12 protein-coding genes are annotated in these 11,218 nt (G+C 68.9%); 6 read left to right on the top strand and 6 right to left on the bottom strand.

Translation table 11 applies throughout. The annotated features are described in order from the left end of the window. From holA to gshA, 3 genes are all read left to right on the top strand, one after another. Positions 1-912 (top strand): DNA polymerase III subunit delta (gene holA / locus JHC36_RS04035; RefSeq protein ID WP_287916174.1); only part of this gene is annotated, 912 nt, incomplete at its 5' end. Between the two features lie 96 nt (positions 913-1,008). After that, entirely contained in the window at positions 1,009-2,301 is a 1,293-nt protein-coding gene (locus JHC36_RS04030; protein ID WP_287916171.1) for a glutamate-5-semialdehyde dehydrogenase, read from the top strand. A gap of 158 nt (positions 2,302-2,459) precedes the next feature. Beyond that, positions 2,460-3,755, top strand: coding sequence for a glutamate--cysteine ligase (gene gshA, locus JHC36_RS04025; protein WP_287916168.1), 1,296 nt, complete (start codon positions 2,460-2,462; stop codon positions 3,753-3,755). Here the strand turns inward: gshA and JHC36_RS04020 are convergent. From JHC36_RS04020 to JHC36_RS04005, 4 genes are all read right to left on the bottom strand, one after another. Next, a complete protein-coding gene (locus JHC36_RS04020; protein WP_287916166.1) occupies positions 3,746-4,546 on the bottom strand; it encodes a ChaN family lipoprotein in 801 nt (266 codons plus the stop codon). The two genes, gshA and JHC36_RS04020, sit on opposite strands and share 10 nt — an antisense overlap. A gap of 129 nt (positions 4,547-4,675) precedes the next feature. After that, positions 4,676-4,957 carry a BTH_I0359 family protein gene (locus JHC36_RS04015; RefSeq protein WP_124222984.1) on the bottom strand — a complete coding sequence of 94 codons (282 nt, stop codon included), beginning with the start codon at positions 4,955-4,957 and terminating at the stop codon, positions 4,676-4,678. Between the two features lie 220 nt (positions 4,958-5,177). Further along, complete coding sequence (locus JHC36_RS04010) at positions 5,178-6,383, bottom strand: DUF3108 domain-containing protein (RefSeq protein ID WP_287916163.1); 1,206 nt, start codon at positions 6,381-6,383, stop codon at positions 5,178-5,180. Between the two features lie 14 nt (positions 6,384-6,397). Beyond that, positions 6,398-7,246 (bottom strand): IclR family transcriptional regulator, encoded by an 849-nt coding sequence (locus JHC36_RS04005; protein WP_287916177.1) that lies wholly within the window; start codon positions 7,244-7,246, stop codon positions 6,398-6,400. A gap of 147 nt (positions 7,247-7,393) precedes the next feature. Between JHC36_RS04005 and JHC36_RS04000 the strand changes: the two genes are divergently transcribed. Both JHC36_RS04000 and JHC36_RS03995 read left to right on the top strand, forming a co-directional pair. Next, positions 7,394-8,404 (top strand): fumarylacetoacetate hydrolase family protein, encoded by a 1,011-nt coding sequence (locus JHC36_RS04000; protein ID WP_287916160.1) that lies wholly within the window; start codon positions 7,394-7,396, stop codon positions 8,402-8,404. A 136-nt stretch (positions 8,405-8,540) separates the two neighbouring features. Then, a complete protein-coding gene (locus JHC36_RS03995; RefSeq protein ID WP_287916158.1) occupies positions 8,541-9,737 on the top strand; it encodes a rhodanese-like domain-containing protein in 1,197 nt (398 codons plus the stop codon). Positions 9,738-9,755: 18 nt separating this feature from the next. On the opposite strand, the gene JHC36_RS03990 is transcribed toward JHC36_RS03995, so the two are convergent. After that, positions 9,756-10,352 (bottom strand): MarC family protein, encoded by a 597-nt coding sequence (locus JHC36_RS03990; protein ID WP_287916155.1) that lies wholly within the window; start codon positions 10,350-10,352, stop codon positions 9,756-9,758. Positions 10,353-10,389: 37 nt separating this feature from the next. Beyond that, on the bottom strand, positions 10,390-10,770 hold the full coding sequence (locus tag JHC36_RS03985) for a TraR/DksA family transcriptional regulator (protein WP_124222972.1): 381 nt from the start codon (positions 10,768-10,770) through the stop codon (positions 10,390-10,392). Between the two features lie 142 nt (positions 10,771-10,912). On the opposite strand from JHC36_RS03985, the gene JHC36_RS03980 reads away from it, so the two are divergent. Further along, entirely contained in the window at positions 10,913-11,056 is a 144-nt protein-coding gene (locus JHC36_RS03980) for a hypothetical protein (protein ID WP_287916150.1), read from the top strand. Positions 11,057-11,218: the final 162 nt, after the last annotated feature.

The raw sequence follows: 11,218 nt of genomic DNA, 5'->3' as shown, positions 1-11,218 counted from the left end.
GGCGCGCATTTCGACTGGAGCAGCGTGCTCGCCGCCGGCAACGCGCTGAGCCTGTTTGCCGAGCGCCGCATCGTCGAGCTGCACATCCCCTCCGGCAAGCCCGGCAAGGACGGCGGCGAGGCGCTGCAGCAGCTCGCGCGCAACAGCGCCCAGAGCAGCGACACGCTCACCCTCGTCGTGCTGCCGCGCCTGGACAAAGCCACGCGCTCGAGCGCCTGGTTCGCCGCGCTCGAGCAGCACGGCGTCAGCGTGCCGATCGACCCGGTCGAGCGCGCGGCTTTGCCCGAGTGGATCGCTCAGCGCCTGGCCGCGCGGGGCCTGCGGGTCGAACCCGGAGAAGCCGGCCAGCGCACGTTGCAGTTCTTTGCCGACCGCGTCGAAGGCAACCTGCTGGCCGCGCATCAGGAGGTCGAAAAACTCGCGCTGCTGTATCCGGCTTCGGCCGAGGCGCCGGTGGTGCTGAGCTTCGAGCAGGTCGAGGCCGCCGTGCTCAACGTCGCGCGCTACGACGTGTTCAAGCTGTCCGAGGCGGTGCTGGGCGGCCAGCTCGCGCGCGTGCAGCGCATGCTCGAGGGCTTGCGTGCCGAGGGCGAGGCGGCCGTGCTCGTGCACTACACGCTGGCCGAAGACATCCGCGCCTTGAAGCGCGTGAAAGACGCGCTCGAAGCCGGTCGCCCCTTGCCGGTGGCACTGCGCGAACAGCGCATCTGGGGCGCGCGCGAGCGGCTGTTCGAGCGTGTGCTGCCGCAGCTCAAGCCCGCAGTACTCACGCAACTGCTGCTCGACGCCCACACCGTCGACGGCATCGTCAAGGGCCTCGGCGCCCCCGACTGGCCGAGCGACCCCTGGCAGGCGCTGCAACGCCTGGCGCTGCGCCTGGCGCGGCTGTGCATGGCGCCGCGCCGCCGCTGAGGCTGAGGGCAAGGCTGCATCCGTTCCCGGGATGGCGCGCGCCCGCGGCCGGGCTGCGCGGCGCGTGGCTTCGGGTTTCGCCGGACAATACAGGGCATGAACGCTTCGACCTCTGCCGTATCGATCACCGAACTCATGCACACGCTCGGCCAGCAGGCCCGGGCGGCTTCGTCCCTCATCGCCAAGAGCAGCACCGCTGCGCGCAACGTGGCGCTGCGGCGTCTCGCCGCGCTGCTTCGCGAGCACCGGGCACCCTTGCAGGCCGCGAACGCGCAAGACCTCGAGCGCGCGGCGGCCGCGGGCCTCTCCGGCCCCCTGCTCGACCGGCTCAAGCTCAGCGACTCGGCCATCGAAACCTGTGCGCTCGGCTGCGAGCAGCTCGCGGCCATGCCCGACGTGATCGGCGAGGTCATCGGCCTCAAGCAGCAGCCCAGTGGCATCCGCGTCGGCCAGATGCGCGTGCCCATAGGCGTCTTCGGCATGATTTACGAGAGCCGCCCGAACGTGACCATCGAGGCCGCGAGCCTCTCCATCAAGAGCGCGAACGCCTGCATCCTGCGCGGGGGCTCCGAGGCCATCACCTCGAACACGGCGCTCGCGCGGCTCGTGCAGCAGTCGCTCGCCGATGCCGGCTTGCCCGCCTTGGCCGTGCAACTCGTGCCCACCACCGACCGCGCCGCCGTCGACGCGCTCATCACCGCGCCGCAGTACGTGGACGTCATCATTCCGCGCGGCGGCAAGGGCCTCATCGAGCGCATCGCAGCGTCGGCCAAGGTGCCCGTCATCAAGCACCTCGACGGCAATTGCCACAGCTACGTCGACGACCCTTGCGACCTGGCGATGGCGCTCGAGGTCGTGGACAACGCCAAGACGCAGAAATACAGCCCCTGCAACGCGACCGAAAGCGTGCTCGTCGCGCGCGGGGTGGCGGCCGACTTCCTGCCGCAGCTCGGCGCGCGCTGGGCGGCCAAGGGCGTCGAGATGCGCTGCTGCCCCGAGGCACGCACGCTGCTCGCCACGGTGCCGGGGGCGCGGCTCGCCGACGCCATTGAGGCCGACTGGGCCACCGAGTACCTCGCGCCCATCGTGAGCATCAAAGTCGTCGAGGGCCTCGAAGAGGCGATCGCGCACATCAACCGCTACGGCAGTCACCACACCGACGCCATCCTCACGCGCGACCACATGCACGCACAGACCTTCTTGCGCGAAGTCGATTCGGCCAGCGTCATGGTCAACACCAGCACGCGCTTTGCCGACGGCTTCGAGTACGGCCTCGGCGCCGAAATCGGCATCAGCACCGACAAATTCCACGCCCGCGGTCCGGTCGGCGTCGAGGGCCTGACCTCCCTCAAGTACGTGGTGCTCGGCCAAGGCGAGGTGCGCACATGAGCCTCACGTGGCATGCAGGCCCGGGACCGGGCCGGCTGCGATGGTCCCGGGCGGCAGCGGTCGTCGCCTGAGGGCGCGCGCACTTGGCGCGCTCCATCCACCGTCACTGTGCGTGCCTACAATCTCCGCCACACCCGCACACGCTTTCAAGGCCGCCCATGGTTCCCCATCTCGTCACCGCCCTGACCGGGCCGATCAACGAACTCGAGCAACGCATCCTCGACTCCATGCCCGCGATCGAGCGCTGGTTCCGGCTGGAGTGGATGGAGCACACGCCGCCGTTTTACAGCTCGGTGGATGTGCGTAATGCCGGCTTCAAGCTCGCGCCGGTGGACACCAACCTGTTCCCCGGCGGCTGGAACAACCTCACGGCCGAAATGCTGCCGCTGGCGGTGCAGGCCGCGCAGGCGGCGATCGAGAAGATCTGCCCCGAGGCGAAGAACCTGCTCATCATTCCCGAGAACCACACGCGCAACTTGTTCTACCTGAGCAACGTGGCGCAGCTGCGGCGCATCTTCTACATGGCGGGGCTGAATGTGCGCATCGGCTCGATCAACCCCGACATCAAGGAGACCACGGTCATCGAGCTGCCCACGGGCGAATCGCTCACGCTCGAGCCGGTCATCCGCACGCCGCGGCGGCTCGGGCTCAAGGATTTCGAACCCTGCACCATCCTGCTCAACAACGATCTGTCGGCGGGTGTGCCGGGCATCCTGGAAGACCTGCACGAACAATACCTGCTGCCACCGCTGCACGCGGGCTGGCATGTGCGCCGCAAGAGCAACCACTTCCGCTGCTACGAGGAGGTGGCCAAGCGCTTTGGCAAACTCATCGGCATCGACCCTTGGCTCATCAATCCGATGTTCAGCCAGTGCGGCGAGGTGGATTTTTCCGAGGGCACGGGCATGGAATGCCTGCGCAGCAACGTCGATGCGCTGCTCACCCGCATCCGCCGCAAATACAAGGAGTACGGCATCCATGAAAAGCCGTTTGCAGTGGTGAAGGCCGACAACGGCACCTACGGCATGGGCATCATGATGGTGCGCGACGTCAAGGAGCTCGAGGCGCTCAACCGCAAGACGCGCAACAAAATGAGCGTCATCAAGGACGGCCAGTCGGTGAGCGACGTCATCATCCAAGAAGGTGTCATCACCCATGAGCGGGTGAACGAAGCCGTGGCCGAACCGGTGGTCTACATGATGGACCGTTACGTCGTCGGCGGCTTCTACCGCGTGCATGCCGAGCGCGGCGTCGACGAAAACCTCAACGCCCCAGGCGCGAGCTTCGTGCCACTGGCGTTCGAGCAGAGCACCCATTTGCCGCAGCCCGGCATCAAGCCCGGCGCCAGCGCGCCCAACCGCTTCTACATGTACGGCGTCATCGGCCGCCTGGCCATGCTCGCGGCGAGCTACGAGCTCGAGGCCACCGACCCCGAGGCCGAGATTTACGACTGATGGCCTTGCTGCCCCCAGCGCTCGCGCAGCGCGGCGCAGGGGTCGGCTTCGGCACGCGGCGGGGTGATCCACACCGCATCGACGTCGAGCTCGGGCGGCACGTCGCCCGGCACCGACGGTGCATAGAGCGCGATCGAGCGCACGCGCTCCGCGCCATCCAGATGCCCCGGCACACCAAGCCGCCGGTCCACATGCGCGGACCCGGCCAGCAGCACCACGACGCGACCCGGGGCCGCCGCTGCGCGCAGGGTTTGCGCCATGGCCGCATCGCGGGCGGTCTGCACCCGCAGCATCGGAAGCCAAGCCCGCTCGGGCAGCAGGTCGCAATGCCCCTCGCGGATCTTTTGGATCTGTTTTTGCCGGTTTGCCGGCGTCAAATGCTCGTCGAGCGCTCTGTTTTTTGAAGTGATCCCGATCGACGCATCGGGCAGATTCGCGCCCACGACCGGCACGCCGGCGCGCACCGCCGCGCGGATCGCCGGGGCATAGAGCGGCCAGGGCCAGCCTGCGTCGTTCCAGGCCAGGGCCAGCCGCAGGGCATCGTCGTCGGCGTCGCGAGGCAGGCCTGCCGTGCTGCGGCCGCGCTCGGCCATCTCCAGCGCCAGCGCGGCAAGCCGCTGCTCCTGCGCCAGTACCTGCACGATCGTGGCTTCGAGCGCCTGGTGCTCCGGCGCATCGTGCCGCTCCCCCACGAGCAGCAGATCGAACGGCTCCAGAGACCGCAATGCCGGACGCACCCGCGCGACCCGATTCGCCGGGTCGTCGGCCCACGAAACGTCGAAGCGTCGCACGGCTGCTTCCGGGCCAGGGCGCGATGGCGCCGGGTTGCCGCACCCCGCGAGCAGCGCTAGAGACGCGAACGCCGTCCAAAGGACGGCGTGGCGGAGGCTACGCGGGCCGCTCGCGCGCATGATCGGCGTTCAGTGCACGACGACCGGTTGCTGGGCCAGTGCAGCGTAGCGTTCGAGCGTGTCTTCGACCTCTTCCTGGGTGGGCGTGCTGGCCTGCCAGGCGGAAATTTGCTGCTGGAACAGCTCGGCCCAGGAGCCGTCGAGGTAAATCTCCTTGCCGTGCCGCTTGTCGACGATTTCGAAGCCGTGGCGCGCCAGCACCGGCTCGCCGGGCTGGGCAGCATCGGCCGCCTCGGCATTGGCCAGCAGATGCATCACCGCAAAGCTGTCAGAGTCGTAAAGCAGGTTCATACGCGCATTCTCCTTCAAGTCGGGCACCTCGGGCGCTCCTGGTGCCCCATATTGCACCAAAGCCCCCGGGTTCAAGGCCGGCAGGGGTATGTTTGCAGAAATGGAGTGTGCACTAACTTTCCGTTGAAACCGCGCCGCTTCGGCAGGAAATCCGTCGCCCGATCGGGTCGACGGAGGGGTGCACTGCGCGCCCGGCGGGCGCCATCGGTCGACCGCGGCCTTACTGCGGCTCGGGTGCGGTGTCGATTTCCTGGATGAGCAGGTCGACGAAGTCGCCGTTGGCTTGCGTGAGCCGGATGCGGATCGGCAGGCCGTGCACGGGCGGCGGGCCGAGCCAAAGTTCGGCCTTGAGGTCGTAACGCCCCGAACCTTCGCGCAGCACCCGCCGCGCGCTGAGCGCGCCCAGAGGCGTGTCGAGATGCTCATCGGCGCCAAAGACGAAGCGCCAGGGCTCGGCGCTGCGCGGCCCAACGACCTCGAGCGTGAGTTCGGTGCCCGGTTCAAAGCGCTCCGGCGCTGCGTTCCACCAACCCGCGAGCTGGAGGAACAGACTCAGCCGGTCCTGGGCCAGCGGGTAGAGCGGCGCATCGGGCGTATTGGCGCTGAAGACGACGCGACCCTGGGCGCGGTCGAAGTGTGCGGCGACCTCGCTCTTGGTGCGGTCGGCATAGCGTTCCGGGGCGAGCCCCTCGGCTTGCAGCAGGCCTTCGCTCGTCTGCACGCGCGCGCCGAGGAACAGCGCGCCGATTTCCTGCCGCGCGCGGTAGCGTCGCCCGTCGTGCTGCCAAAGAATCTCGGCCCGCGCATGAAATGGCAGGCCGCGGACCCGCGCCTCCACCGTGTAACGCGCGCGTAGCGGTGGCACGAGCTTGAAGGGCCACGGGCCCGGCGCGCCGCCGCGTGCGACCGCGCCCGCCAGCATCGGCCCCTGGCGCACCGTATCGAGCGGGTCGGCCGGCGGGCGCGCCGCGCTCAGGTTCGTCGAAGGCTCGTCACGCGGCGACGCTGCCGCCACCACCTCCGAGGCCGCGCTGGCGGCGGGCACGGCAACCGGGGGCGCAGCCTCGGACGCGGCGACGGCCTCGATCGGGGGGGGCGTCGGCCCGGCATCGGGGGTGTCCGCCGCCGCAGGCTCGGGCGCCGCTGCGTCCGCAGGCTCGGCCTGTGGGGCGGGGCGGGGGGCAGGCGACCGGGCAGGAGCTGCAGCCTTCGGCGGGGGCGCGGCCGGCCCAGCCGTCGGTGTCGTCGCTGGCAGCAGGCGGGTTTCGAGCGCGACCGGCGCGGCGGTCGAAGGCGCGGGACTGGGGGGGCGCGCCCCGAAGCCCATGAGCAGCGCGAGATGCGCCACGACCACGAACACGATGGCCCAGGTCGGTGGGCGGGCGCGGTCCGCCGCATCGCTTGCTGCGCGGGGCGCCAGTGGCATGGGGACGCCGGCGCTCATGGGCGGGCCGCGTCGCTTGCTGCGCCCGGCCAACCGAGCTCGGCGCTCAGTGCCTGGGCTTGGGCCCGCAGCGCGCGTTCCACGGCACCGCCCCATTGCGCGTCGAAAGCGGGAACCGGCCCGAGTGCGACCATGCCCAGCGCCAGCCGCCCGTCTGCATCGAAGACCGGGGCGCAGAAGCCCGCCACGCCGGGCAGCAAGGTGCCGACGACCCGCGCCATGCCCTGCTCGCGCACCCGCTGCAACAAGGCGTGCACCTCGGCGTGGGTCAGCGGCAGTTCGCCGCGGGCGTCGGGGGGCAGCGCACGGATGCGTCGCAACTCGGCGTCGATCATCGCGTCGAGCGCGCGGGCTGCTGCGCCGCGTGCCCTCGGGCGCAGCCAGGCGGCAAAACACTGCCCGGTCGCCGACCCCAGCAAGGGCATGACGTCGCCGAGGCGCAGCGTGACCGGACGCGCGAGGGCCGATTCTTGCCAGTGCACGATGGTCGGGCCGTGGTTGCCCCAGACGGCGAGCGCCACTGTGTGTCCGAGCGTGGCGGCGAGTTCGGCGGCGCGCTCGCGCGCGAGCCGCACGGGGTCGAGCTGATGCAAGGCGGCCAGGCCCAGCCGCAGCGCCATCGGACCGAGCGCGTAGCGCGCGTTGGCCGGGTCCTGCGTCACCATGCCCAGGCGCTGGAAGCTGACCAGATACCGGTGCGCCTTGGCCGCGCTCATGTCCGCGGCGCTGGCGAGGTCGCGCAGCATCAAGGGCGCCGTGGCGCGGGCGAGGACTTCGAGCAAAGCGAAGCCAACCTCGACCGACTGGATGCCGGCACGGTCGCGGGCCGCGTTTTCGGCGGCCAGGGCGGAGCTGCTGGGGTCGTCTTCAGGGACGGGGGCGGACCGACGGCGCTGCAATAGAATCCTCGCAGATTTCTTTAGGGTAAAGTCATTTACCTATTCGTAACGCGAACACCGAGCCTCGGCGCGGTGCAACCCGGAGGCAGGTCGATGAAACTGGCGACGTATCGGGACGGTTCGAGGGACGGCCAACTGGTGGTCGTCTCGCGGGACTTGAGCATGGCGCATTATGCGACGGGCATCGCCGAGCGGCTGCAGCAGGTGCTCGACGACTGGGGGTTCCTGAGCCCGCAGTTGCAGGACTTGTACGAAGCGCTCAACGGCGGCAAGGCGCGCCATGCGTTTCCGTTCGACCCGAAGATGTGCATGGCGCCGCTGCCGCGCGCCTACCAGTGGGCCGACGGCTCGGCCTACATCAACCATGTGGAGCTGGTACGGCGCGCACGCGGAGCCGAGGTGCCCGCGAGCTTTTACGAAGACCCGCTGATGTACCAGGGCGCGAGCGACGAGCTGCTCGGCCCCTGCGACGATGTGGTCGTGCCCAGCGAAGACTACGGTATCGACTTCGAGGCCGAAATCGCCGTGGTTACCGGCGACGTGCCCATGGGCAGCACGCCCGAGCAGGCGCTCGAAGGCATCCGGCTGCTGATGCTCGCCAACGACGTGAGCCTGCGCAACCTCATCCCGGCCGAACTGGCCAAGGGTTTTGGCTTCTTCCAAAGCAAGCCGGCGACCGCGTTCAGCCCCGTGGCCGTCACGCTCGACGAACTCGGAGCGGCCTGGGACCGCGGCCGCGTGAACCTCACGCTGCAATCGACCTGGAACGGGCGCAAGGTCGGCCTGTGCGAGGCCGGGCCGGAGATGACCTTTCATTTCGGCCAGTTGATCGCCCACATCTGCAAGACGCGCAACGTACGCGCCGGCTCCATCGTCGGCAGTGGCACGGTCAGCAACAAGGGGGTCGAGATCGACGGCCGGCCGCAGTGGCCCAAGGGCTACAGTTGCATCGCGGAAAAGCGCGCCATCGAAACCATCCTCGACGGCGCGCCGAGCACCGGCTACATGAAGTACGGCGACACCATCCGCATCGAAATGAAGGGCCTCGACGGGCTGAGCCTCTGCGGCGCCATCGACCAGCGCATTGCGCCGCTGCAGCGTTGAGGGCAACGCTGAACAAGTCCCTCGCGCGCGCCATCACGGGAACCTATTCAGCGTTGCCTGAGCGACGGCAAACCGCTGGCCGTGGGCTTGGCCGGTGGTTGGTGACGGGCGCCAAATCTTCGATCAGAATATGCGCATGAAACCATTCGATACTTTTCATGCGCTCGGTCACCACGCACGCCGGCGCGCGCTGGTCGCGGTTTCGGTGGTGTTTGGCGCGGTGGCCGGTGCCCAGGGTGCGGATCTGCGCGGATTCATCAACCCCGGTGACCAGGGGGAACAGGCTCGTTATTCGGTCTATCAGGCCTGGAAGGCTGCGCTCGAGTCGGCGCTGAGGAAGGACAAGCTCTCGGCCGATTTGAAGCTCTCCACGGACGCGACCGCCGATCTCTCCGCGGTGCGCACGCGCATTCCTGATTTGGTGGTGGGGCCGGCGCATGTCATTGGGAGTGCGGTGCGCTACGGCTACCAGCCGGTCGTCGGCGTGGATCGCCCGGTGCGCGCGGTGCTGGTGGCACCGAAGGACAGCGCGGTCGGCAGCCTCGCGCAGGCGCAAGGCAAGAAGCTCGGCCTGCCCGCGCAGGACAGCCTCGTGACCTATCTGGTGCGCGGCGAAGTCAATGCCGCCAACACCACGCTGAAGCGGCATTTTTCAGCGATTTACGACACGCGTTATCAGGACGCGCTGCTGCTGTGTCTGCAGGTCAAGCGCTGTGACGTGGTGGCTGTGGAGCGCACGGTGTTCGACCGTTGGGTGGCCGCGGGCGAGCCGGTGAAGCTCGTGCTCGAGTCCAAACCGGTGCCGGGCTTGGCCATGGCGCTCAAAGACGGTGCCAAGCCCGGTGCGGACGCGCTGCGCGCGGCGCTCTCCGGGTCGCTCGGCGCGGCCGAAGGCGGCAAACCGGTCACTCTGACCAAGGCTGACTTCGACTATGTCTCCACCCTCGGCTACTTCACGCCGCGCAGTCTTGCTGGTGCGACCGTGGTCGATGCGGCGGCCGTCGCCAAGCTCGCCGCGGCCGGCGCTCACTTGATCGACACGCGCAACGCCGAAGAATTCAAGGCCGGCCACCTGCCCGGCGCGAAGCTCGTGCCCTACGTCGAGCACAGCGCCAAAGACGCCGATTTCGACGCCAGCAAAGACCAGTTCGACCTGAGCCAACTGCCCGCAGACAAGAGCGCCGCGCTCGTCTTCAACTGCAACGGCCCGGAGTGCTGGAAGAGCTACAAGGCCAGCGTGGCGGCGCTCAAGGCGGGCTACAGCCGCGTGCACTGGTTCCGCGGCGGCTTTCCCGAGTGGCGCGCCGCCGGCCTCAAGGTTGCGACCGACTGAGCAAGGGGCGGCGGTCCTTCAAGCGGCGCGGAGCACGGCCTTGAAGCCGCGCAACAGCATCTCGACCGAAATGGCCACGAGGATCAGGCCCATGAGGCGTTCGAAGGCCATGACCACGCGCTCGCCGACGAGCCGCTGGATGCGCTCGGCCAGCACCAGCACCACCGCGCAGACGAGCATGGTGACGGTGAGCGCCGCCACCCACTCGAGGCGGCGTTCGGGCGCCTGACTCACGAGCAGCAACACGGTCGCGAGCGCCGAGGGGCCGGCCAGCGCAGGCACGGCCAGCGGCACGATCAGCGGTTCGTGGGCGTCGGACACCTGCTCCTCGAAAGGCGGCGGGAAGATCATGCGCAGGGCAATCAAAAACAGCACGACCCCGCCCGCGATCTGCAGCGACAGGTCCGACAAATTCATCAGGCGCAGGAAACCCGCGCCCATGAACATGAAGGCCAGCAGCAGCACGAAGGCGATGAGCACCTCGCGCAGGATCACCCGCGCCCGCCGCGCAGGCTCCACCCGCTTCAGCGCATTGGCGAAGATGGGGATGTTGCCCAGCGGGTCGGTGATGAGCAGCAGCAACACCGTCGCGGAGGCGAAGTTGTACTCATTCACGGCTGCCTCCCGCTTCGGCGCCGCGACGCCAGACCGATCATGCGCGGGTGCCGTGCCGGCGTTCGTAGGCTTCCTGGCACGCGACGCAGCGAGGGGTTTCGGGAGCGGCCTGCAGGCGCGCGGCGGGAATTTCGACCCCGCAGTCGATGCACGTGCCGTATTCGCCGCGATCCATGCGGGCCAGGGCGGCGTCGATGGCGCTGAGTTCGGCCAGCTCGTGTTCTTCGAGAGCGAATTCGGTTTCGCGTTCGGTCTCGCGCTGAGCGGGCGAGTCGTCCACGGAGTCGGGCTCGAAGTGCTCGGCGGCTGCTTCGACGCGGCTCTTGGTACCGCCACGCTGGGCGCGCACACGCTCGAGCAGGTCTTCACGCATCCGCAGCAACTGGCCGCGCAGGGCTTGCAAGGTTTCGGGGTTCATTCATCGTTCTCCAAAAAGGCGAGTCCACAGGTTCGTATGCATCATCCGCGCCTGCGGCCCGAGCCGTCTTGACGGCGGTCAAGGTTGGCGCCTCCAGGACGGCACGAAAAGCCGATTCTGCACGGAACCCAAGGAGACCCCCATGATGGCGCCCCCGCCCGACGACAGTCGCCATCAAACGCTCATCATCACCCGCCGCGGTGCGGACGGGTGCGTGCTCGACCTCTGCATACGCGCTCCCAACGGCAAGCTGCCCACCGCCGGCCACGAGGGGCACTGGGGCTGACCGTGATCTGGCGCGACGATCGCGTGCGGCGGTGCGGCGTCACCGGGCGGACATGCGGGATTGATCGGCATCAATCGCTTCGGCGGGAAATGGCGATAATCCGCCGATGCTTTCGCGCCTGCGCCATGCCCGCCACCTCGCCCGCTTCGTGCTGGCGTGGTT

Origin of the sequence: Tibeticola sp. (assembly GCF_022759015.1) — a bacterium.
Classification (GTDB): domain Bacteria; phylum Pseudomonadota; class Gammaproteobacteria; order Burkholderiales; family Burkholderiaceae_C; genus Tibeticola; species Tibeticola sediminis.
This window is presented reverse-complemented; position numbering and strand designations above follow the sequence as displayed.